Source organism: Thioalkalivibrio sp. ALE16, assembly GCF_000381305.1.
GTDB lineage: Bacteria > Pseudomonadota > Gammaproteobacteria > Ectothiorhodospirales > Ectothiorhodospiraceae > Thioalkalivibrio.
Genome location: NZ_KB906359.1, coordinates 137,218 through 160,368, shown reverse-complemented (window position 1 = coordinate 160,368; position 23,151 = coordinate 137,218). Strand labels below are relative to the sequence as shown.

At 67.6% G+C, this 23,151-nt stretch carries 19 protein-coding genes; 10 read left to right on the top strand and 9 right to left on the bottom strand.

Features of this window, described 5'->3' with window-relative positions; all coding sequences use genetic code 11:
- Window positions 1-57: 57 nt before the first annotated feature.
- Window positions 58-708 (top strand): transcriptional repressor LexA, encoded by a 651-nt coding sequence (lexA, locus tag F627_RS0107100; protein WP_019583652.1) that lies wholly within the window; start codon window positions 58-60, stop codon window positions 706-708.
- A 146-nt stretch (window positions 709-854) separates the two neighbouring features.
- Here the strand turns inward: lexA and F627_RS0107095 are convergent, their stop codons facing one another.
- Window positions 855-1,619, bottom strand: a complete 765-nt coding sequence (locus F627_RS0107095) for an SDR family NAD(P)-dependent oxidoreductase (protein WP_026280543.1) — start codon at window positions 1,617-1,619, stop codon at window positions 855-857.
- Window positions 1,620-2,151: 532 nt separating this feature from the next.
- On the opposite strand from F627_RS0107095, the gene F627_RS17320 reads away from it, so the two are divergent.
- The 4 genes from F627_RS17320 (at window position 2,152) to F627_RS0107075 (ending at window position 6,272) form a co-directional block, all read left to right on the top strand.
- Complete coding sequence (locus tag F627_RS17320) at window positions 2,152-2,526, top strand: hypothetical protein (RefSeq protein WP_018875403.1); 375 nt, start codon at window positions 2,152-2,154, stop codon at window positions 2,524-2,526.
- A 429-nt stretch (window positions 2,527-2,955) separates the two neighbouring features.
- Window positions 2,956-3,714 (top strand): bifunctional 2-polyprenyl-6-hydroxyphenol methylase/3-demethylubiquinol 3-O-methyltransferase UbiG, encoded by a 759-nt coding sequence (gene ubiG / locus F627_RS0107085; RefSeq protein WP_026280213.1) that lies wholly within the window; start codon window positions 2,956-2,958, stop codon window positions 3,712-3,714.
- A 16-nt stretch (window positions 3,715-3,730) separates the two neighbouring features.
- Entirely contained in the window at window positions 3,731-4,630 is a 900-nt protein-coding gene (locus F627_RS0107080) for a histone deacetylase (RefSeq protein WP_018879045.1), read from the top strand.
- 691 nt (window positions 4,631-5,321) lie between these two features.
- Window positions 5,322-6,272 carry a PDC sensor domain-containing protein gene (locus F627_RS0107075; protein WP_019583651.1) on the top strand — a complete coding sequence of 317 codons (951 nt, stop codon included), beginning with the start codon at window positions 5,322-5,324 and terminating at the stop codon, window positions 6,270-6,272.
- A 278-nt stretch (window positions 6,273-6,550) separates the two neighbouring features.
- On the opposite strand, the gene F627_RS0107070 is transcribed toward F627_RS0107075, so the two are convergent.
- Window positions 6,551-7,198, bottom strand: coding sequence for a bifunctional 2-polyprenyl-6-hydroxyphenol methylase/3-demethylubiquinol 3-O-methyltransferase UbiG (locus F627_RS0107070; RefSeq protein ID WP_018867434.1), 648 nt, complete (start codon window positions 7,196-7,198; stop codon window positions 6,551-6,553).
- Between the two features lie 141 nt (window positions 7,199-7,339).
- Window positions 7,340-8,911 carry a deoxyribodipyrimidine photo-lyase gene (locus F627_RS0107065; RefSeq protein ID WP_019583650.1) on the bottom strand — a complete coding sequence of 524 codons (1,572 nt, stop codon included), beginning with the start codon at window positions 8,909-8,911 and terminating at the stop codon, window positions 7,340-7,342.
- Between the two features lie 216 nt (window positions 8,912-9,127).
- Here F627_RS0107065 and F627_RS0107060 point away from each other — a divergent pair, with 216 nt between their 5' ends.
- Genes F627_RS0107060 through F627_RS0107050 form a run of 3 tightly spaced genes read left to right on the top strand, consistent with a single transcriptional unit; the run spans window position 9,128 to window position 12,120 of the window.
- The gene (locus tag F627_RS0107060; RefSeq protein WP_019583649.1) at window positions 9,128-9,901 is read left to right on the top strand and encodes an SDR family NAD(P)-dependent oxidoreductase; all 774 of its coding nucleotides are present in this window, start codon (window positions 9,128-9,130) and stop codon (window positions 9,899-9,901) included.
- Between the two features lie 6 nt (window positions 9,902-9,907).
- The gene (locus tag F627_RS0107055; protein WP_019583648.1) at window positions 9,908-10,867 is read left to right on the top strand and encodes an NAD(P)/FAD-dependent oxidoreductase; all 960 of its coding nucleotides are present in this window, start codon (window positions 9,908-9,910) and stop codon (window positions 10,865-10,867) included.
- Entirely contained in the window at window positions 10,864-12,120 is a 1,257-nt protein-coding gene (locus F627_RS0107050) for an FAD-binding domain-containing protein (protein ID WP_019583647.1), read from the top strand. Before F627_RS0107055 ends, F627_RS0107050 begins: the two co-directional genes overlap by 4 nt.
- Window positions 12,121-12,135: 15 nt before the next feature.
- Here the strand turns inward: F627_RS0107050 and F627_RS0107045 are convergent, their stop codons facing one another.
- Entirely contained in the window at window positions 12,136-12,678 is a 543-nt protein-coding gene (locus F627_RS0107045; RefSeq protein WP_019583646.1) for a cyclin-dependent kinase inhibitor 3 family protein, read from the bottom strand.
- A gap of 129 nt (window positions 12,679-12,807) precedes the next feature.
- Here F627_RS0107045 and F627_RS0107040 point away from each other — a divergent pair, with 129 nt between their 5' ends.
- Entirely contained in the window at window positions 12,808-15,957 is a 3,150-nt protein-coding gene (locus tag F627_RS0107040; protein ID WP_026332051.1) for an error-prone DNA polymerase, read from the top strand.
- 199 nt (window positions 15,958-16,156) lie between these two features.
- Here F627_RS0107040 and F627_RS0107035 read toward each other — a convergent pair whose 3' ends face one another.
- The 5 genes from F627_RS0107035 to F627_RS0107015 all read right to left on the bottom strand — a co-directional run bounded on the left by F627_RS0107035 (window position 16,157) and on the right by F627_RS0107015 (window position 22,115).
- Window positions 16,157-17,209, bottom strand: coding sequence for a glycosyltransferase family 10 domain-containing protein (locus F627_RS0107035; protein ID WP_018882147.1), 1,053 nt, complete (start codon window positions 17,207-17,209; stop codon window positions 16,157-16,159).
- Window positions 17,206-18,171 carry a GDP-L-fucose synthase gene (locus F627_RS0107030; protein ID WP_018882148.1) on the bottom strand — a complete coding sequence of 322 codons (966 nt, stop codon included), beginning with the start codon at window positions 18,169-18,171 and terminating at the stop codon, window positions 17,206-17,208. Before F627_RS0107030 ends, F627_RS0107035 begins: the two co-directional genes overlap by 4 nt.
- The gene (gene gmd, locus F627_RS0107025) at window positions 18,164-19,249 is read right to left on the bottom strand and encodes a GDP-mannose 4,6-dehydratase (RefSeq protein ID WP_018882149.1); all 1,086 of its coding nucleotides are present in this window, start codon (window positions 19,247-19,249) and stop codon (window positions 18,164-18,166) included. Before gmd ends, F627_RS0107030 begins: the two co-directional genes overlap by 8 nt.
- An 86-nt stretch (window positions 19,250-19,335) precedes the next feature.
- A complete protein-coding gene (locus tag F627_RS0107020) occupies window positions 19,336-20,766 on the bottom strand; it encodes a mannose-1-phosphate guanylyltransferase/mannose-6-phosphate isomerase (protein WP_019583644.1) in 1,431 nt (476 codons plus the stop codon).
- A 5-nt stretch (window positions 20,767-20,771) separates the two neighbouring features.
- Window positions 20,772-22,115 (bottom strand): phosphomannomutase/phosphoglucomutase, encoded by a 1,344-nt coding sequence (locus F627_RS0107015; protein WP_018877745.1) that lies wholly within the window; start codon window positions 22,113-22,115, stop codon window positions 20,772-20,774.
- 182 nt (window positions 22,116-22,297) lie between these two features.
- Between F627_RS0107015 and F627_RS0107010 the strand changes: the two genes are divergently transcribed.
- Window positions 22,298-23,059: a class I SAM-dependent methyltransferase gene (locus F627_RS0107010; protein WP_018867422.1), complete on the top strand. Its 762-nt coding sequence runs from the start codon at window positions 22,298-22,300 to the stop codon at window positions 23,057-23,059.
- Window positions 23,060-23,151 lie beyond the last annotated feature (92 nt).

Here is a 23,151-nt window from a genome sequence, read left to right as displayed (position 1 = left end):
CAAACGGAGAACAATGTTCCCGGTCCAGCACGATCCAACACCAGGAGAGCGGATGCCATGGAGGCACTGACCCCGCACCAGCGTCGGGTGCTCGAGGCCCTGCAGCGCTTCGCGGCGGAGGGGCACGCCCCGAGCCTGGAAGAGCTGGCACAGGCGCTGGGGTTGCGCTCGCGCGGCTCGCTGCACAAGCACATCCGGGCGCTGGAAGCCGCGGGCTACGTCCAGCCTGCCCGGGGCCGTCATCGCGGCATCCGGCTGGCCAATGAACTGCCGGCGCTCACGGATACCCAATACCCCGCAACGGATGGGGACACGTGGACCCCGAACACCCTGCCCCTGCTGGGCCGGATCGCGGCGGGCCAGCCCATCGATGCCCTGGCGCATCCCGAGCCCGTGGAGGTACCCGCCCACCTGCGCGGGCGCGGCGAGTGCTACGTGCTCAAGGTGAAGGGCGACTCGATGCAGGATGTCGGCATCCTGGACGGAGACTGGGTGGTCATCGAGTCGCGCAGCGAAGCCCGCAACGGCGAGATCGTGGTCGCCCTGATCGATAACGGAGTCGCCACGCTGAAGCGGATCGAACAGAAGCCGGGTCGCGTCCTGCTGCATGCGGAGAACCCGGCCTACACACCCCTTTTCGTCACCCCGGACCAGCTGCGCATCCAGGGGGTGCTCGTCGGCCAGATGCGCCGTTACCGCCCGGTCTAGGTGGGATATATCGATAGGTTGTAGGGGTGGCACCCCAGATTCCCCAATCCTGCGTTGCGCCGCTTGCGGGTAGAACCACTACCCGCTGGACGACGACACTTTACGTTCGCGCCAACGAAGACCGAGGACCGCCGGTTCCTTCGGCGTTACTGCGAGCAGAGGCCGCCGTCAACAACATACGTGTTGCCAGTGCAGCCCGAAGCAGCGTCAGACAGCAGGAAAACCGCCATACCGGCACACTCCTCGTTGCTGACGTAGCGGCCCAGCGGAATGCGTGCCTCGAAGGCCTGGTGCACCTCGTCGGCGTGACCGGGCTTCGCTTGCTCCTCTATGGACTGCATCATGCGATTCGCGACCGGCCCCGGGTTGAGTGTATTCACACGGATGTTCTCCGGCCCCAGCTCAGCGGCCAGGCACTTCATCATGCCGACCACCGCATGCTTGCTGGACACGTACGGCGACAAGCCCACGGCGCCGCGCAGCCCGGCCACGCTGGAGGTGATCACGATACTCCCGCCGCTGCCACGTCGCAGCGCCGGCAAAGCGGCCTCCGCGCCCAGGCGCACGCCCTGCACGTTGACGGCGAAGACCTTCTCCCAGGCTGCATCGGAGCGGCTTTCGAATGGGCCGACCTCGCCCTCGATCCCGGCGTTGAGGAACACCCCGTCGAGACGGCCGAAGCGTTCCAGCGCGGCCGCCACCATGCGCTCGTTATCCTCACGCTGAGTGACGTCCACCGCCATCCCGATCGCCCGCTCACCCAGGGACCGGGCGATGGCTTCGACCGGTCCGGTCTCGCGGTCGGTAATCACCAGGCTGGCACCCAGCTCGTACGCCATGCGCGCAGTGCACTCGCCTATACCTCCGGCGCCACCGGTAATTGCGATCACCTTTCCTTCCAGACCCCTCATGCTGCTTCTCCTGATCACAAACGCTCCGAGAACAATCCCATTATTCGCTCGGTCCGGTCCAACACCAACCAAGAGGCCACCCACCCCTGGTCAGATCCAGCATCGCAACTGTGCCCGGCAAGCTCTCCAGCCAGTCCGGAACACCGCAAGTCTCCTGCAGAAGCCTGCTTGCAGGCGAATACCCGGCCCGCTCGGCTTTGGCCGGGGCTTGGCCTGCAGGCAGGCGCCCACCGCGCCCAGAATCCCTCAGGGCTATGGGAGAGGCATCTGGGGTACACGATCCTGCGGTGCGCCCGCCGCCGCGATCAAAACCGGCGTCGTGAGGTCCGTTAGGGAAACGCTGATCGATGTACCCACTCGCGTGGGTGCCACAGGTTTTCCGAGACCAGGCGCGACGCGCAGCGGGTAGCGGTTCTACCCGCGCGTCTTTGATGCATTCGGGGCGCAACACAGGATCGGGGAGCCGGGCAAACCAATCCCGTGGCCGAGATGGCGTGAGTCAGGTCCCCGATGCCACGACCTTGAGGGGCCCGTGGTCGTCGCAGTGGTCACCATGGGGGTGATGCAGGTGGCCATCTACCAGGTAATCGACGTGGTCCCCGTGCGGAACGGGCTCGTGGCCGCAGCCGGGACCGTGCACGTGATTCGGGTCATGACCTTGGCACTGGTGGTCCGGGGTGCAGTGATCCGGGTTCGTTTCGCTCACCTCGATGACATGCTCGTCAACATGGTCGCCATGCGGATGGTGGAGATGGCCATCATGCAGGTAATCGACGTGTCTGTTGTGCTCCACCGCGGTGTGTCCGCAGCCGGGTCCGTGTTCATGCTCGTGATTCGGATGTTCCTGGCAACTCATGACGCTCCCTCCTGCTGGACTAGGCAATTGCACCCTTTAGGGAAACACTGATCCATGTTTTAGGTGTCCGTGGCGATTTCCTCAACTCGTTGGTTGATACGACGTCACAGCAAGTTCCGTACGTTGTGCTGATCAATGACAGGGTTGGATGCCGGTAACCGGCCGATACGGCCGCGAAGAGCCGGACTCTCTGACGTCACCCCGCCTGTCCCCAAGGGCCGTTAACCACAGCGCGGATTCCGATCGGCCCGGGACACCAAACGCCTCCTGCAGGGGCCTGCTTGCAGGCGAATCCCCTGCCCGCGCCCGACTTTTGACGGGTCTTCGTCTGCAGGCAGGCGCCTACTGGGCCCAGAATCTCTCAGGGCTATGGGGCGTGATCAGGGGTACACGGGAATGCGGATCGTCCGCAGCTGCGATCAAAACCGGCGACGTGTGGTCGGAAAGAGACCTTTGTGCCGATGGCGAGCGACCCAGCCCATGACTTCTCCGAATGTGGAACGTGACCAAACCGTAGACCCGGACGAGGTGGAGCGCTACCGCGCCCTGGCCGAGATGTGGTGGCAACCGGATGGAAGACTCTGGCCCCTGCACGTGCTGAACGGCCTGCGCAGCGACTACATCCGGGACCAACTCTGTCGCTCGCTCGAGCGGAACGCGGAGGCCGAGCGCCCCCTGGCCGGCCTGCGCATGCTCGATATCGGGTGTGGCGGCGGGTTGCTGAGCGAGGCCATGGCCCGCCTGGGCGCGGATGTACTGGGCGTGGACGTCGTTGACCGCAACATTGCCGCTGCGCGGCTTCATGCCGCGGAGCAGGGCCTGGATATCGGGTACGAAGTGAACACCGCGGAGGCCCTCGCCGCGCGTGGCGAGACCTTCGATGTGATCCTGAACATGGAGGTGGTCGAACATGTGGCGGACCTGCCCGCGTTCATGGGGAGCGTCAACCGCATGCTGCGTCCCGGCGGGCACACCTTCGTGGCCACCATCAATCGCAATCCGGTCTCGTTCGTGGTGGCGATTGTCGGGGCGGAGTATCTGTTCCGCATCCTGCCCCGGGGCACTCATCAGTGGAAGCGCTTTGTGACGCCTCGGGAAACGCGGGACCTGCTGGCGCGGGACGGCCTGGAGCCTGTGGCGCAGACGGGAGTCAAGGTGAATCCGCTTTCCCGCCGGATGTGGCTGTCGAGATCGATGAGTGTCAATTACATGATCCTGGCACAGAAGTCCGAAGCCTGAAGGACAAGTCCGCCGTATGCCGCTTCCGCTGATCCATCATCCGCGCTACACGATCGAACTGCCGGATGGGCATCCATTCCCCATGGCAAAGTTCCGGGTCCTGCGGGACCGGCTGGAAACCGAGCTGGGCGACACGACAATCGACTGGCTGCAACCGGAGATCGCCCCTCGGGGGGCTCTGGCCCGCGTGCATACACCGGCCTACCTGGATGCCTTCCTGTCCGGCCAGACCAGCAAAGCCGCCCAGAGGCGCAGCGGGTTCCAGTGGTCGGAAGCGCTGGTGGAGCGCGTGCGACTGGAGACGGGCGGCACCCTGCTGACCGTGGAGGCCGCACTGAGCGACGGCCTGGCTCTGAATACCGCCGGCGGCACCCACCATGCCCACGCGGGGTTCGCGAGCGGGTACTGCCTGATCAACGATATTGCCGTCGCAGCGGCCCATGCGCGCGCTATGGGATGGGTCCAGCGTGTCCTGATCATCGACCTCGACGTCCACCAGGGCGATGGGACGGCCGCCATCTTCGCGGATACCCCCGAGGTGGTGACCTTCTCCATGCACGCGGGCAGCAATTTCCCGGCGCGCAAGACGCCCGGCGACCACGACATCGAACTCGCCCGCGGCACCGGCGATGATGCGTATCTGGCCACCCTGCGAGATGCCCTTGCGACCCTGATCGACGACGTGCGCCCGGACCTGGTGGTGTACGACGCCGGCGTCGATGTACATCAAGCGGATCGGCTGGGGCATCTGGAGCTGACCGATGCGGGCCTCGAGGCGCGTGACCGGCACGTGCTGCAGGTCTGTCGCGAGAGGGCCGCGCCCGTGGCAGCGGTGATCGGCGGGGGTTACGACCGCGACATCACGGCGCTTGCCGATCGCCATGCGATTCTCCATCGGACCGCCGCGTCCCTGTGACCGAGAAAGAGGACCGAGCAAGAGGGCACCCATCTTCCTCCCGGTGCCCACGGTCATCCCGGCCGGAGCGAAGCGGAGAGGGGGATCTCTGACGTCCGCTCCTGCCTCGGCGGCCGAGATCCCGGATAACCGCTGCGCGGTTTCCGGGATGACCACGGAAGAGGACACCCATCTTGTTCACATGCCGCCACAGCCCCCTTCTCCGGTAGGAGCCCAGCCCTCTGGGCGATGGGGCGCCGGACATGCCCGATCGGCGAGAGGGCTCGCCTCCTACAGTAGGGAGGCTTCAGCCTCGGTGACGAACAGGCGCAAGCGCTTTGGGGCGGTATCGTCGTTTCGGTGATGGCTGGCTTCTCGCGCAGCTCGCTGACGGAACCTGCGGGGATCAGGGGCTTACCTTTGGATTTCGCGGGCCGGTGCTTGTCTTTTGCCGCTGCCTCGGCCAGAGGACCGACCTGAGCTGTTGAGCGCGCACCGCGCTGTGGTAGCTGTCTCTACGAATAGTCCCATCAAGGGGCCACTTATAGCCCGTAATGGTGACACGCCCAACGCCGTGGCCTATCCGACGTCAGGATGCGTCAAGTCGGTTGTTGCGCCACCGCCGGTCCTGCGGCACCCTCGCGAGACGGTCGCCCCTGGCGGGCGCGTTTCCATCGGTATCATCCGAGCGAAGACCATGAGTGAAGCGACAATGACGGCGGTGGCCCGGCAGCGACTGCTGCTTCAGGGGCAACTGTCGACCGCCCTGGCGCGGCTGGTGGGCCCCTGCGCCGAGAGGTGGGGCGATCGTGAGGCCCTCGAGCAGCGACTCGCCGTGGCCCTGGGCGCGCTGCCGTCCTGCAAGTACCTCTATGTGCTCGATCCGCGCGCTCACCAGGTGACCGCCAACGTATCCCCGGAAGGCCCCTTGCCGGACCAGGCCGGAAGGGATCGCAGCACCCGGCCCTACATGGCCGATGCCCTGGCGGGTGCCGAATTCTCCATGTCGTCGGCCTACATCAGCCGCAATCGGCGCCGCCCTACCCTGACGGCCGTGCAACGTCTGACCGAAAGCGACGGCACACTGCTGGGATTCCTGGGGGCGGACTTCGACCTGCGGGAGCTGCCCCTGACCCGCGACCTCTATCAGCAGCCGGACCAATGGATGCAGCTGAAGGGGGATCCAGCGATCCGCGGGGGCCTGTTCAACCAGCATCGGGTGGACAGCCCGCTCGACACCCGGATCGACGAGGTACTGGATCTCCTGACCGAGCTGGTGGCCGCCCACGGCGTATTCCACGGCAAGCTGCATTTCTCCAGTTCCCGGGCCACCTTGTGGCTGCGCGACGACCCGTTCCGCTACCGCTTGCTGGACTACGAGGACCTCACGGATCCCGGGATCTGTCTCGCCTATCCCCAGCGGACCTACCCCGAGGAGGCAGTACTCTCCACGGAGCAGGTCGCAGCCGTGTTCCGTACCTTCCGCGAGCTGCGCTTCATGGACGACACGATCTACCTGCGCTCCGGCTCCCTCAATATCTTCAACGGCATGGTTGGCCTCAACTTCTCCTGTGATGGGTCCCACTACATGAGCGGGCAGGAGTTTCTGGCCAAACGCCTGGACTTCTGGCTGGGCTCCGGAGAAGAGCACGAACGCCCGTAACCCCTCGGTGCCTGGATGTCTGCCTTCGGATTGACCCCACATCGCCCCGAGCGGAGAGACGGCGAAGCGTGAGGAAGTGGGCGCCCTTCTCCTTCCACGCGCCACACCGTCATCCCGGCCGGAGCAAAGCGCAGAGCCGGGATCTCTGGCGTCCGCCCCGGCCCCGGAGCCCGAGTTCCCGAATAACCGCTGTGCGTTTCCGGAATGACCGCCTGTTCGGAACTTCGCCTGCAAGCAGGCTCCTACGGGGGTTGGTGGTCTGGATCGATGAGTGGCCGCTATATGCTGCTGGCGCGCTGGCTGGCATCCTGACCGGCGGTCGTACTGGCAGGTCTCGCCACCACCAGACAGGAGGCGCGAGCCCCGTGGGTGGCGAGTACGGTCCATTCCTCGACCACCAGCCCGGCCGCCGCCAGCTGGGCACGGAGATCCGCCTCGTAGGTCACCTGCCCGAAATCGATGGTAGTGAGCCGTCGCAGCAGCGGCTTGAACCACTCCATCCAGCGAGAGGGCCGACGCTGGATGGTCTGCGTGAACAGGAAGCGACCGTCCGGTCGTAGCTGGCCAGTGGCATGGCGCAGGGCCTGTTCTGGATCGGGCAGCAGCATGAAGCTCGCCGAGAAATACACCACGTCGTAGGGGCCGCCCGCGTGGTCGTACACGGATTCCTGACGCGCCTCGACGCAGTCGGCCAACGGTGACTCCGCCAACCGCCGCTGGGCCCGACGGACGTAGTCGCCGTCGATGTCGATCCCCGTGACACGCAATTCCTTGCGTCTGACACCCGGTGCGTTGGCCAGTAATGCCCCGGCCGTGCCGATCCCCACGTCCAGAACCCGTGCCCCGTCGGGAATCCGTTCCAGCGCCGCCGCGTACCAGCGGGCCGTCAGCCGCAGGATCAGGAAATCATAGATCGCGCTTCGCATGGTATGCCTCGAGCGGTACCGGTGACGATTGACGGAGCGAGCCCGCCCTACCGAGCCGGCCGTAACGCCCTACTCTACCGCGTACACATGCAGGACAGCCGCGCTGTTCGACGAGCACCGAAGCCGTACCCCGGAAGCCGCTCACGGATCCGGGTCCGGGAACAGGTCCATCTGATCCCGCGTACGCGCCTGCCTCGTCCGGCCCGGGGTACGCGCAGAAGGGCGGCGCCGGCTGCCATGGCGCTGGTGGATACCGGCCGTCTCCTGACGGGAAGCCCCGGTCCCGCGCACCGACTTGAAGCGTTCACGTGCCAGCCGCGCCGCGTGCTCGTGATCCACCACCGGCAGCGGATAGTCGTGGCCAATGCGGCAACCGGATTCACGCTGCAGGCCCTCTGTCATCTTCCAGGGCTGGTGAATCCAGTCGCCCGGTACTCGCGCCAGTTCCGGTACCCATTGCCGAATAAACACGCCGTCCGGATCCTGATCCAGCGATTGCTTCACCGGGTTGTAGATGCGCAGGGCGTTGATACCCGTCGTTCCCGACTGCATCTGCATCTGGCTATAGTGGATGCCGGGCTCGTAGTCCGTGAACATGCGTGCCAGATGCTGCGCGGGCCGGCGCCAGTGGAGCCAGAGGTGATATGAGGCGAACGCGACGACCATCGCGCGCATACGGAAGTTGATCCAGCCGTGATCGCGCAAGGCGCGCATGCCCGCATCGACCAGGGGGTATCCCGTGAGGCCGTCTTGCCAGGCACGAAAACGGTGCTCATCAAAGGCGTCTTCACGCAGTCCATCGCAAGCACGATGCAGGTTCTGGAACTCGATGTCCGGGGCATCTTCCAGCTTCTGCATGAAGTGGCAGTGCCAGTGCAACCGCTCCTCGAACTGGCGCAGCGACCTCTTCCATGCTGCCTGCCGGCGATCCAGGCCGCGCGGCGCGCCCACCTCCCTCTGACGTTCGCGCGAGGCCTGCAGCACGCGGCGCAACGAAACCGTGCCGTAAGCCAGATGCGGGCTCAGCCGCGAACTGGCGGTCCAGGCCCGCGCGGGGCTGCTGATACCACCGGCATAGTGCTCTGCGCGCTCGCGCAGGAACTCGCGCACAACGCGGCGCCCGGCTTGCAACCCCGGGGACTGCAGATCGATCGCGGCGTCGGCCGCAACACCCGCCGGAGCCTGCGGCAGGCGGTCGACCCCGCCGGCCACCGCGGGTCCAGCAGCCAAAGCCCCAGGTGCGCCAAAGGGGCGTTCACGCATCAAATCCTCCCACTGGGACGCCCAGCCATCGCGGTTGCGCAGCCCGCGCACGACCCCATGCTGACGATACTCGCGCCACGGGACACCGCGATCGCGCAGCAGGCGTGCGACCGCACGATCACGGTCATAGGTCCAGCGATTCCCGGTTTCCTGATGGCTGTACACGGCTGCAACCGGGATCTCGTCGAGTAGCTGCTGGAGCACCTCCACCGCAGAGCCCTCGCGCACGACGAGGGACCGACCAAGATCGGACAAGGCCTGGTCCAGTTCCAGGAGGCTGGCCCGGATGAAATCCCAATGGCGCCGGCTCGTATCCGGCAGCTCCCAGTAGCCGGGCTCCACGATGTACAGCGGCAGTATGGGTCCCGCCTGTGCGGCGTGATGGAGCGGGCCGTGATCATCGACGCGCAGATCGCGCTTGAACCATACGAGGTGAACGGGCTTGGGCATCTGTCACGGACTCCGCAAGGTGGGGCTGGGCGGGTCTGCATGGAAGCCGCCGCCCGGTCTTCCCAGTGCAGACACCCGGCCGCGCTCGGGGTTCGTGCGGGGCAAAGCGACAACCCGCTCAGGGGCGGCTCGAAGGTCCCTGTTGAACTTGCCCTCCGGAGACAGGACGAACGCTTTGTCTTGCCCCATGTAAGTAGCCCGAAGGAGCCACGCGCGATGACCAAACGGACAGTCCTGGTGACCGGCGCAACCGGCGGGGTGGCAAGCGCGCTGTTGCGATCCCTCGATCCCGCATATGACCGGGTCGCTCTTGTCTCGCGCAACGCCGAGGGGCTGGACGCCCTTCGCGGGCAGCTTCCGAATGACCTCGAGGCCTGTACGATCGCCGCGGATGTCAGCACCGCTGAAGGCGCGGATGCGGCCGTGGTCCGGGCCTCCGAACATTTCGGCGAGCCCCCCACGCGACTCGCTCACTGTGCCGGCAGCGCGCTGCTGGCCCCGTTGCACCGAACCACAGAGGCGCAGTATCGCGACTGCATGGCGGCCAACCAGGACAGCGCCTTTTACACTTTGCGCGCCTGGGTGAAGGCCCGACTCCAGACGGACGAACCCCGCGGCAGCGCCGTTCTGTTCAGCTCGGTCGTTGCTCAGATCGGCGTGTCCAATCACGAGGCGATTGCGATGGCCAAGGGTGCGATCGCCAGCCTGGTCCCGGCCGCTGCCGCGACCTACGCCGGCCACGGCATCCGGGTTAACGGGATTGCACCCGGGCTGACACGGACGGGCGCCACCGAACGGTTGTTTGCCTCCCCGCGTGCCGAGGCACAGATCGTGGCGCAGTATCCGCTGCAGCGTTACGGGCAGGCGGAAGACCTCGCGCGGGCTGTCACATGGTTGTTGTCCGACGAGGCCGGATGGGTCACCCGCCAGGTCCTGTCGGTGGACGGAGGGTTCTCCCGCGTGCGCCCAATGGTCCCGACAGGCGGCTGAAGGGTTGTGGCACGCATCGCGATCATTGGTGCCGGGATCTCCGGGCTCGCAGCCGCCCGGCGGCTGCACGATGCCGGTCATGACTGTCTCGTGCTGGAGAAGAGCCGGGGCCTCGGCGGACGCATGGCGACGCGGCGCACGGATGGCCTGAGCTTCGATCACGGGGCCCAGTATTTCACTGCTCGTGGGGCAGGCTTTCGCCGTCAGGTACAGGCCTGGCAAGCGCAGGGTGTGGTGGCGGAATGGGGAGCCGACAGGCTTGTGGGCCACCCCGACATGACGGCCCCGGCCGGTGCCCTGGCTGCACCCCTGGAGGTGCGGCGCAACTCCCGAGTCGACGGCCTTCGACGTTCAGACGAGGTTTGGTATCTACAGATCGAGCCGGTGCCTGAACATGCCGGCCTTGAGGGCCCGTTCGACGCAGTCCTGCTCGCCCTGCCCGCACCGCAGGCCGCAGAGCTGGCGGCCACCGCCGAGACGGGGTTTGCGGAGCTCGCGGGCGTTCGCTATGCCCCCTGCATTGCGTTGATGGCCGCCGTCGAAGGCCGGACCGACCTGCACGAAACGTCGCGCGAATTGTCCGGGCAACCACTGGCATGGGTTGCCCGGAACGGCACCAAACCTGGCCGAGATGCGGAATCCGAGGCCCTCGTGGCCCACGCTGGCCCCGACTGGTCCCGCGAGCACATCCAGGAAGACCCGGATCAACTGGCCCATCCGCTACTGAGCGCCCTGCGGCCCCTGCTCGGCTCCGCCCGCCTGCTCCAGCATCAGGTCCACCGGTGGCTGTACGCGCGAGTCGAGCAGGCCGCCGGCCGCCCCTGCCTCTGGGACGCCGGGCAGCGCCTGGGCGCCTGCGGGGACTGGGCCCTGGGACCGCGCGTCGAGTCGGCATTCGACAGCGGCCAGGCCCTAGCGGACGCGGTCCTCGAGAACCTTCCCGCCCCGCACAGGGGCACCCCATGACCGGCCTCGTCGACACCGACGGCGACACACCAGACGAACGCGACGCCCTTTTCCCGCCGTCACGGGCGGCCGCCCTGGAGCGGCTGTCGGATTTTGTCCCCCGCGCGGGGCGTCACTATGCGGCCCAGCGCAACCGCGACCCCGGGCCCGGTGGCCGCGACAACGTATCGCTGCTTTCGCCTTACATCCGCCATCGGGCCATTAGCGAACACGAGGTGATCGCACGGGTCCTGGCCCGGCATTCACCCGAGGCGGCCGAGAAGTTTGTCCAGGAAGTCTTCTGGCGTACCTACTGGAAGGGGTGGCTGCAGATGCGCCCCCGCGTCTGGCGGGCCTTCCTGGAAGAACGCGACAGCGATCGGGCACGCCTCGCCGAAGACGATGGCCTGCGCGAGGCCGTCGCCGCGGCCGAGGCCGGGCGCAGCGGAGTCGACGGATTCGACCAATGGGCCCGCGAACTGGTCGCAACCGGGTATCTGCACAACCATGCGCGCATGTGGTTTGCGTCGATCTGGATCTTCACTCTGAGGCTGCCGTGGACGTTGGGGGCGGACTTCTTCCTGCGCCATCTGCTCGATGCCGACCCTGCCTCCAACACCCTGGGCTGGCGCTGGGTCGCGGGCATCCAGACGCCGGGCAAGACCTACCTCGCAACGACCGACAATATTGCCCGGTTTACCGACAATCGGTTCGGTCCGCACGGTCTGGCGTCCGAAGCGCCCGCTATCCGCGACGAGAGTCCGCCTGCTGCTGGGGCCCTCCCGGGCCCGCGAACCCTGCCGCGCGGCCGGCGCGTGCTCCTCCTGTTGCATGGCGACGACTTGAGCGGTCAGGAAGTATTGCCGAAGGAGACCGACGTGGCGGCAATCGCCGTCGCCCGGCGCGGCCACCCTGACATGCCCTGGCCATTTGGGGCCGCGACTAGCCACTGGGTAGACACGCTAGCCGAGGATGCGGCGCGGCGCGCGGGCGAGAGCCTACAGCAACCCGCAACCGTTCTCCCGCAACTCCATGCGGAGACCCTCCGGTCGCAGTGTGCCGCCGCCGGCGTGACCACCATCGCCACACCGGAGGCGCCTGTCGGGCCCCTGGCCGACGCCCTGGATGTCATTGCTCACGAGCTGGGGGAAGACGGAATCGAGGTCATTCCGCTGCGCCGGATGTGGGACGACCTCGCTTGGCCCCATGCCACCCACGGATTCTTCCGGTTCAAGCGCCAGATCCCGGAACTGCTCGCCCGGAACGGCCTGTAACGCCAGGCAGTCCGATCAAGTGGGGAGCGGTCGATTCAGCAGGTAGCGCTCCTGGTCGGGGCTCTCGATCGCACCGGGGCGGGCCTTGCGCACCGTCTGAATGGCCTCGTCCGGCGTGTATCCGCGTTCAATGAGCGTAAGGGCCGCGATGGTCCCCGCGCGACCCTGCCCGCCACCACAATGAAAGGCCACGCGCTCCCCCGCCCGCAGCCACTGATGGATGCGGGGCCCGACGTCTCCCCAGCCTGTTTCCCAGGGACGGTCCGGGGCGGCCATGTCCCCGATCGGCAGGTGCACCCAGCGCATGCCGGCTGCCTGGACGCTTGCGCCCAGGTCCGGCACCCCGAGCCCCGTCAGCTCGCGGTTCTGGTTCAGGGTCACGACGGTCTCCGCGCCCCAGTCCCGCAGGGCCACAAGATCCGCCTGAACATCCCGCGGCGCGCAGACCGCTTCATTCGGGCGTTTTCCGGGGCAGCGGGTCATCCCAATGGCCCCGCCCTCGGGCAACGGAATAATGCCGATATCGAGAACGGGCGAATCGGTGCTTGGCGGGTTCACAAGGCGCTCCAGCGCGTCGGGAATGTCCCCTCAGTGTAGCGCCACTGCAGGCGGTGAGGTGCATTCCGGGACCCTCCGCGCGGGCCCGGTTTCTTGCGTGCGCCGCTGTACTGTTTTTATATACAGTATATGGAAGACACCCCGCCCCCTCAGCCCGCAAGCCCGGCGTATGCCGAATTGACGAGCGTCAGCAACTTCTCGTTCCTGCGCGGGGCCTCGCACCCGGAGGAGCTGGTGGAGCGCGCCCGGGCGCTGGGCTACTGCGCGCTGGCGCTGACCGATACCGCCTCGCTGGCCGGCGTGGTCCGCGCCCACGCGGCGGCGAAGGACTGCGGGTTGCACCTGATCCTGGGGGCGACCTTCCGGCTGACACACGGCCCCGCCCTGACCCTGCTGGTGCGTAATGCGGCGGGCTATGCCGCGCTGTGCCGTCTGATCACCCGGGCGCGCGGGGCGGCGGACAAGGGGCACTACCACCTGACGCAAGCGGACCTCGACGCCCTGCCCGCCGAGGCCCGTACCGGCTGGCACGTCCTGCTGCGCATCGAGCCCGAGATCGCGGAGCCGACGCTCGCCGAAACGGCCCGCTGGCTGGCCGGGTGGGCCGTGCCGGACCAGGCCCATCTGGCAGTCAGCCAGTTGCGCACGCCGGAGGATGCCCCGCTCGCGACCCGCGCACGGCAGCTCGCCGACACGACGGGGCTCCCGATCGTCGCCTGCGGCGATGTGCACATGCACGCTCGCGGCCGGCGTGCCCTGCAGGACGTGCTGACCGCGCTGCGCCTGCGCACCACGGTTGCCGAGGCGGCCCCGGCGCGCTTCCCCAACGGCGAGCGCTGCCTGCGCCCGCGCGACGACCTGGCCACGCTGTATCCCGCCGCCTGGCTCGCAGCCAGTGTGCGGATCGCACAGGACTGCGACTTCTCGCTGGATGCGGTCACCTACCGCTACCCGACCGATCCCCTGCCCCGGGACACGAGCCCGGCCGCCTACCTGCGCGAGGAGACCCTGAAGGGCGCGCGCGGGCGCTGGCCCGACGGCATCCCGCCGAAGGTGTCCGAGCAGATCGAGCGCGAGCTCGGGATCATTGCGCAGCTCGGCTACGAGCCCTACTTCCTGACGGTCTACGACATCGTGCGCTTTGCCCGCGGCCGCGGGATCCTGTGCCAGGGGCGCGGCTCGGCGGCGAATTCCGCCGTTTGTTATGCGCTCGGGATCACGGCGGTGGACCCCTCGCGCTCCAGCATGCTGTTCGAGCGCTTCATCTCCGCCGAGCGTGGCGAGCCGCCGGATATCGATGTCGACTTCGAGCACGAGCGCCGCGAGGAGGTGATTCAGTACATCTACCAGCGCTACGGCCGCGAGCGCGCGGCGCTGGCCTGCACGGTGATCCGCTACCGCCGGCGCAGCGCCCTGCGCGACGTCGGCCGCGCCCTGGGCATCTCGCGCGCGCGGCTGGATGCGCTGACCGCCAACCTCGCCTGGTGGGACGACGGCATCCCTGCCGAGCGCCTGCGCGAGGTCGGGCTGGACCCGGATGGTGCCCTGGCCCGACAGTGGCAGGCGCTGACCGCCGAGCTGCTGGGCTTCCCCCGCCACCTGTCGCAGCACACCGGCGGCTTCGTGATCGCCGAGGGCCGGCTGGACGAGCTGGTGCCGATCGAGAACGCGGCGATGCCGGAGCGCTCGGTGATCCAGTGGGACAAGGACGATCTCGACGCGGTGGGGCTGTTGAAGATCGACGTGCTGGCGCTGGGCATGCTCTCCTGCGTGCGCCGCGCGCTGGAGCTGATGGCCCGCCACCGGGGACGCGACTGGGGCCTGGCCGACATCCCCGCCGAGGACCCGGCGGTCTACCGCATGCTGCAGAAGGCCGACACCCTGGGCGTGTTCCAGATCGAGTCGCGCGCGCAGATGAGCATGCTGCCGCGCCTGAAGCCCGCGAACTTCTACGACCTGGTGATCGAGATCGCCATCGTGCGCCCCGGCCCGATCCAGGGCGAGATGGTGCACCCGTACCTGAAGCGCCGCGCCCACCCGGAGCGGGTGCGCTACCCGAACGAAGAGGTGAAGCGCGTGCTGGGGCGCACCCTGGGCGTGCCGATCTTCCAGGAGCAGGTGATCGAGCTGGCGATGGTCGCTGCAGGCTTCTCCGCCGGCGAGGCGGACGGGCTGCGCCGCGCGATCGGGGCCTGGCGCCGTACCGGCCAGCTCGCACGCTACCGCGAGCGCCTGATGGACGGCATGCGGCAACGCGGCTATCCGGAGAAGTTCGCCGAGCAGCTGTACAAGCAGATCCTCGGCTTTGGCGAATACGGCTTCCCCGAGTCGCACTCGGCCAGCTTTGCGCTGATCACCTATGTCTCGTCCTGGCTCAAGTGCCACGAACCGGCGATCTTTGCCTGCGCGCTGCTGAACAGCCAGCCGATGGGCTTCTACGCCCCGGCACAGATCGTCGCCGACGCGCGCCGCCACGGCGTGGAGGTGCGCCCGGTGGATGTGCGCTGCAGCGACTGGGACTGCACGGTGGAGCCGGTGGCCGGGAGCGACGCGCTGGCGCTGCGCCTGGGCCTGGGCCTGAACCGGGTTGGCGGGCTCGCGCGGGCCGTGGCCGAGCGCGTCGTCGCCGCGCGCGCCGAACGCCCGTTCGCGGACGTGCCGGACCTGGTGGCCCGCGCCGCCCTGACCCGCGCCCAGGCCAACCGCCTGGCCCGCGCCGATGCCCTGAAGGGGCTGGCCGGCAACCGCCACCAGGCGCGCTGGGCGACCGAGGCGGTGGAGGAACCCCTGCCCCTGTTTGCCGAAGCCCCGGCCGAGACGGTGCGCGAGGCCGACGTGACCCCGCTGCTGCCGCGCCCGGATGCGGTGGACGACCTGGTGCAGGACTACGCCACCCAGGGCCTGAGCCTGGGCCCGCACCCGCTGGCGCTGATGCGCCCGTTTCTGGAGCAAAGACGTTTACCCACCGCCGCCCGGCTACTGGAGCGCCCCGGGCACCCGGGCGCCCGCTATGCCGGTCTCGTGATCACCCGCCAGCGGCCGGGATCGGCCAACGGCACGGTGTTCCTGACCCTGGAGGATGAGAGCGGCACACTGAACCTGATCGTCTGGCCGAACCGGGTGGAGCGCTTTCGCGCCGAGGTCCTGCACGGCCGCCTGCTGGAGGCCCACGGGGAATGGCAGTACAGCGAGGGGGTCGGCCACCTGATCGTGCAGCGCCTGATCGACCGCAGCGCCTGGCTGGGCGAGCTGACCACCCGCTCCCGCGACTTCGGCTGATCGGCATTCGTCATCCGCATAGCGACTAAAAGACCGGGGCCTTATTCACCACGAAGCTCACGAAGGCACGAAGGAAAACCACAGAGCAGACGGAGTTCACCGAGAATTCCCGGGATGCATCGCTGAATCGATCACGCGAAACGGCCCTGGTTGGACAGGCGTGATCTCTCGGCCTGTTGTCCCTGGCCCGCGAAATACCTCAGCCAGCGCGGCCGGAAATGTGGCCGATGCGCTGGGTGAGTTTTTCCCAGGCGCCCTCCAGGGCGGCCAGCGGGTCGCGGCGGCGCAGGGCCCGGCGCGAGTGTATCCACTGGCCGGTCGGCCCGGCCGGTTCGGTATCGTGCGCGGCCTCGATGATGCCCGCGACGACGGCGAACTGGTTGTACTCCTCCAGCACGCGACGCCGGGCCTCGAGGATATGCGGCAGCCGCTGTTCGTATTCGTTGTCGCGGATCGCGCGGCGAATGCGCTCGGCCGTCCCTTCGACATCGTCGATGTCGATGGCAATGAAGCTCTCCGGCGGGAAGTAGTCCGCGGCATTCGGCGCGCCGTAGTAGAACGGCAGCGTGGCGCCGAGGAAGGCGTCCGCCAGCTTCTCGGTCCAGTGATGCGGCCCCACGTAGTTCTCCACCGCGACGTGATAGCGGTAGGCATCCAGGCATTCGGCCTTGTCGTCCAGCGGCTGTACGCCCTTGCCGAAGATCTCCAGCTCCGGCAGTTGGGCCTTCAGCGCCCAGGTGAAGTCGTAGCGCCGCCGATGCAGGGTGTGCCGCTGGCGCTTGGCCGAGCACATGGTGGCGATGTCGCGGGTCTTTTCCAGCGGCGGGTTCGCCCGCATGTCGTTGTACGGCCGTTCACCCTGACTGCCGAAGCCGTAGTACCAGATCATCCCCTGCTGGGAATGGATGCGCCGCCGGTGCTTGAGCGCCCATTCCGGGTGCGAGGTCAGTACCCGGCCGAACTGGCGCGTAAAGCGCCGGCCGTAGGACTTGATCGAGGGCGGCTCCATGGTCACCAGCAGGGTGCGCTCGGCGCCACAGGCGAGGCGTTCGCTGTAATGCCGGTTGCGCCCGGTGTTGGACGGGAATTCGTCGTACACCACCAGCCAGTCGTACTCGGTGGCCTGCGGGTCGAAGGTGAACTCGCAACGCCCCCAGCGCGCCTCGCCGTCCGGCAACTGGTGACGCCAGATCGCCTCGCGCATCGTCGACAGGAACTTGACCCGGATCCGGTCCGTCGGCGAATCGCTCACCGGTTGGCTCCGCCGTGTTCCAGGAACTCGGCATAGGCCCCGGCCAGCCCTTCGTCGAGCCCGATGCGGGCCTTCCAGCCCAGCGCCCCGAGGCGCGACACATCCAGCTGCTTGCGCGGGGTGCCATCCGGCTTCGAGCGGTCAAAGCGCAGCTCGCCCCGGAAGCCGACGACGCCGGCCACCCGCTGCGCCAGTTCGGCAATGGTCAGATCCTCGCCCGTGCCCACGTTGATGTGGCTCAGCATCGGCTCGGTGTGCTCCGCGTACGTGGTCTGGTCGAGGTTCATCACGTGCACGCAGGCCCCCGCCATGTCATCCACATGCAGGAACTCGCGGCGCGGGGTCCCGCTGCCCCAGACGGTCACGTAATCGGCGCCGGCCTGTTTCGCCTCGTGAAAGCGCCGGATCAGTCCGGGGATCACGTGGCTGTTCTCCGGGTGGTAGTTGTCGCCCGGGCCGTAGAGGTTGGTCGGCATGACCGAGCGGTAGTCCGTGCCGTACTGCCGGTTGTAGCTCTCGCACAGCTTGATGCCGGCGATCTTGGCGATGGCGTAGGGCTCGTTGGTCGGCTCCAGCGGCCCGGTCAGCAGGGCCGCCTCGGCGATCGGCTGCGGAGCCTCGCGCGGGTAGATGCAGCTGGAGCCAAGAAACAGAAGCCGCCGTACGCCGGCGCCGTGGGCGGCGTGAATCACGTTGGTCTGGATCGCCAGGTTGTCGCGGATGAACTCGGCCGGATAGGTGTTGTTGGCGTGAATCCCGCCCACCTTAGCCGCCGCCAGATAGACCTGGTCCGGGCGTTCCACGCGCATGAACGCCTCCACCGCGGCCTGATCGGTCAGATCGAGCTCGGCGTGGGTGCGGGTCAGCAGCTCCACGCCCGGCCAGTCCTCGAGCTGGCGGCAGATGGCGCTGCCCACCATCCCCCGATGCCCGGCGACGAAGACGCGCTGCGGCTTACTCATGGCGGCTCAGGGTGCGGTAGCCGTGGTCGCGCACCAGCTCGTCGCGTTCGGCGCTTCTGAGGTCTTCGCGCACCATCTCGGCCACCAGTTCCTCGAAGCGGATGCGCGGTTCCCAGCCCAGCCCGCGCCTGGCCTTGCTGGCATCCCCCAGCAGGGTCTCGACCTCGGTGGGCCGGAAATAGCGCGGGTCCACCGACACAATGCAGCGGCCCTTGTCGTCAAAGCCCTGCTCGTCCACGCCCTCGCCGCGCCATTCGATGCGCATGCCCAGCTCATGGGCCGCGGCGTCGACGAAGTCGCGTACGCTGTGCTGTTCGCCAGTGGCGATCACGTAGTCGTCCGGGGTGTCCTGCTGCAGCATCAGCCACTGCATCTCGACGTAGTCGCGGGCATGGCCCCAGTCGCGCTTTGCGTCCAGGTTGCCGAGGTACAGCCGCTCCTGCAGCCCGAGTTTGATGCGTGCGAGGGCGCGGGTGATCTTGCGGGTGACGAAGGTCTCGCCGCGCACCGGGGATTCGTGGTTGAACAGGATGCCGTTGCAGGCGTACATGCCGTAGGCCTCGCGGTAGTTGACCACAATCCAGTAGGCATACAGCTTGGCCACCGCATAGGGGCTGCGCGGGTAAAACGGGGTGGTTTCGTCCTGCGGCGTGGCCTGCACCTTGCCATAGAGCTCCGAGGTGCTCGCCTGGTAGAAGCGCGTGGTCTGCTCCATGCCGAGGATGCGGATCGCCTCCAGCAGGCGCAGGGTGCCCAGGGCATCCGAGTTGGCGGTGTATTCCGGCTCCTCGAAGGAGACCGCCACGTGCGACTGCGCGGCCAGGTTGTAGATCTCGTCCGGCTGCACCTGCTGGATGATGCGGATCAGGCAGGTGGAGTCGGTCAGATCGCCGTGGTGGAGGATGAAGCGGCGATCGCTCTCGTGCGGGTCCTGATACAGGTGGTCGATGCGATCGGTATTGAACAGCGAGGAACGACGCTTGATGCCGTGTACCTCGTAGCCCTTGTCCAGCAGGAACTCGGCCAGGTAGGCCCCGTCCTGTCCGGTGATCCCGGTGATCAATGCCACTTTGGCCATATCGACTCCCGCTGCCGGGCGGCGTGCGCCCCACGCCCCGCCCAAAACGCGGGATCATACCATTCCCGCCCCCGGCGGCACGTGCTTCAGGCGCGCCCGTAGACGTCCTCCAGGCGCACGATGTCGTCCTCGCCCAGATAACTGCCGGACTGCACCTCGATCAGCTCCAGCGGCAGCGCGCCGGGATTCTCCAGGCAGTGCACCTGCCCGATCGGGATGAAGGTCGACTCGTTCTCGGTGACCAGGTAGTTCTGTTCGCCGTTGGTGACGCGCGCGGTACCGCTGACGACCACCCAGTGTTCCGCCCGGTGGTGATGCATCTGCAGCGACAGGCGCGCGCCGGGATTCACGGTGATGCGCTTGACCTGATAGCGCGACCCGGTATCGATGGATTCATAGCAGCCCCAGGGCCGGTACACCACGGTGTGGTCCACGTGCTCGCTACGGTCGGCCGCCTGCAGGCGTTCGACGATGCGCTTGACGTCCTGCACCCGGTCGCGGTCGGCCACCAGCACGGCGTCGCGGGTGGCCACTACCGCCAGATTGCGCAGCCCGATGCCCGCGACCAGCAGACCATCGGCATCGACCACGCAGCCCTCGCTGTCTTCCAGCAGGCAGTCCCCGCGCAGGGTGTTGCCCTGCTCGTCCACGCCCCGCACCCCCGCCAGGGCCGACCACGAGCCGATGTCACTCCAGCCAGCCGCCAGCGGCGTGACGGCGGCGTGCTCGGTCCGCTCCATCACGGCATAGTCGACCGAGATATGGGGGGCCGCCGCAAACGCGTCGGGGTCCACCCGGAGGAAGTCGAGGTCTTCCCGCGCGTTTTCCAGGGCGCTCCGGCAAGCAGACACGATGACGGGTTCGAAACGTTCCAGTTCTTCCAGATACTGCGACGCCCGAAACACGAACATCCCGCTGTTCCAGAGGTAATCGCCGCGCTCGATGTACTCGCGGGCGGTGGCCGCGTCCGGCTTTTCCACGAAGCGGGCGACGCGCGCGCCATCCGCGCCCAGTGCCTCACCCTGCTGGATATAGCCATAGCCGGTCTCCGGCGCCGTGGGCACGATCCCGAAGGTCACGAGATGCCCCGCCTCGGCCAGCGCCATCGCCCGCACCACCGCGTGCCGGAAGGCCTCGGGATCGCCGATGTGGTGATCCGCCGCCAACACCAGGAGCAGCGGATCGCGCCCCTCGGACCGCGCCTGCAATGCCGCCAGCGCGATCGCCGGGGCGGTATTGCGGCCCTCGGGCTCCAGCAGGATGCGTGCCTGCTGTACGCCCGCCGCGCGCAGTTGTTCGGCCGCCAGGAAACGGTGCTCGACATTGGCCAGCACCAGCGGCGGGGCCGCGCCCAGACCGTCCAGTCGCTGGGCGGTCTGCTGCAGCAGGGTCTGTTCCCCGGTCAGGGGCAGGAACTGTTTCGGATAATGGCTGCGGGATACCGGCCACAGGCGGGTGCCCGAGCCGCCGGCCAGGATCACCGGTTGCAGTTCGATCCGGCTTTGCGTCTGTTCCATCGTCCTTAACCCCGTATCAGGCGGGAAATCTCGTCCACGCGGCGCTCCAGCAGGGCCGGGTCCGCGCGGGTCTCCACGTTCAGGCGCAGCAGCGGTTCGGTATTCGAGCTGCGCAGGTTGAACCGCCAGTCGGCGAATTCCAGGCTGACGCCGTCGGTGTGATCCTCCTCCCCGCCCTGCCCGGCGTAGGCCTGCAGCACGCGCTCGCTGGCCGCGGCGGCGTCCTCCACCTCGAAGTTCAGCTCGCCGCTGCAGGGGTAGCGGGCCATGCGCTCGGCGACCATCTCGCCCAGGGACTGTTCGCGCCGCCCCATCAGCTCGGCCACTCGCAGCCACGGCAGCATGCCGGTATCGCAGTAGTAGAAATCGCGGAAATAGTGGTGCGCGCTCATCTCGCCACCGTAGATGGCATCCTCGAGGCGCAGCCGCTCTTTCATGAAGGCATGTCCGGTCTTCGACTGGATCGGCTCGCCGCCCGCGGCGCGCACCATCTCGATGGTGTTCCAGGTCAGGCGCGGATCATGGACGATGCGCTCGCCGGCATGGCCGTCCAGGCAGGCCTCCGCGAGCAGGCCGACGATGTAGTACCCCTCGATGAAGTTCCCCTGGGCGTCGAACAGGAAACAGCGGTCGAAGTCCCCGTCCCAGGCCACGCCCAGATCCGCGCCATGAGTCCGCACCGCATTGGCGGTGGCGGCGCGGTTCTCCGGCAGTAGCGGGTTGGGGATGCCATTGGGAAAACGACCGTCCGGCTCGAAATTGACCCGGATCAGCTCGAACGGCAGATGCGGCTCCAGCGCCTCCAGCACCGGGCCCGCGCCGCCGTTGCCCGGATTGACCACGATCTTCAGGGGCGGCAGGGCCTCGCGCTGGATCGAGGCAAGCAGCCGCGCCACGTAGTCGCCCCGGTGGTCCAGATGCCGGATCTGCCCATTGGGCATGGGCCGGAAATCCCCCCGCTCGGCCCGGTGACGAATCGCCTGCAGGCCCGAGTCGCCACTGATCGGGCGCGCCTCGCTGCGCACCAGTTTCAGGCCGTTGTAGTCCAGCGGGTTGTGGCTGGCCGTAACCATGATCCCGCCACCGGCGCCGTAGTGCGCCGTTGCGAAGTAGACCTCCTCCGTGCCGCACATACCGATGTCCGCCACGTCGCTACCGCCCGCGGTCAAGCCCTCGATCAGCGCCCGCGCCAGTTCCGGGCTGGACAGGCGAATATCGTGGCCGACCACGGTTCGCCCCGGCCGAATCTCCTCGGCAAACGCACGCCCGATGGCCCTTACCACCTCCGGGTTGAGCTGATCCGGCACCCGCCCGCGTACGTCATAGGCCTTGAAACAGTCGATCTTCATTCACGTCCCTTTTCCGCATTCTTCGCGACAACGGCGCGCAAGCCCTTCCCGCGTATTCCTTCATGATACATAGCCGGAACGCCGCGCGAGGCCCTGCCAGCATCACCGGCGTCAGTAGCGTTACTTGACGTTCCGCGCGCATGCCCCCGAACATGGTGGGTTTATCAAACGAGGAAAAGCCGATGAGTGAGCCGCAAGTGAAGACCGAGGAGAAGAAACAGCATTTCGACGACATCTACGTCGCCGAGACGCCGGTACCGTTCAAGGAGCGCATCATCGACGCGCTCGACTACATCTCCGACGACTTCAACCGGCAAACCTTCGACCGGCTGATCCTCCCCTGGGCCGAGAAGCAGGCGGCCGCCGGCAAGACCCTGAACTACGTGGACCTGTGCTGCTGCTTCGGCAACACCACCATGGCCGCCATCCACAACATGGATGTCGAGGCGATCCGCGCCAACTGGGCCGACGAACAGGCCTGCAAGACCGTCGCCGCGCCGCGCCGCCTGCCGATGAAGACCACCGGGATCGATATCTCCGGCAATGCCCTGGCCTACGGCAAGAGCGCCGGGCTGTTCGACGAGACCTTCGAGGCCGATCTGAACCAGCCGGCGCCGGAGACCCAGGCCGCGATCGAAAAGGCCATGGCCGACGCCGATATCGTGATCTCCACCGCGTCGCTGGTCTACCTCGACCCGCCGGCCATCGAGAAGCTGGTGCGCTCCTTCGCCGAGACCCCGCGCGAGGGCTATATGCTCGTCAACTTCCTGAACCCCTTCGCGCTGGAAAAGGCCGACGCCACCAAGCGCCTGCTGCTGGAACACCTGGAGTTCGTGGGCAGCACCGCCAGCCGGCACCGCCGGCTGTCGCCGCTGGAACAGGAGAACTACCCGGGCGAAGACTGGGCGCTGCTGGAGATCTGGGTCCTGCGCCGCCGCGCGTAGCCCGCGGGCGCGGCCGGGGCGCGATGCCGCGCCCCGCAAATCGTCTCTGAAATTGCCCCTGAAATCGAAAGGGCCGGCCCATTCGGGTCGGC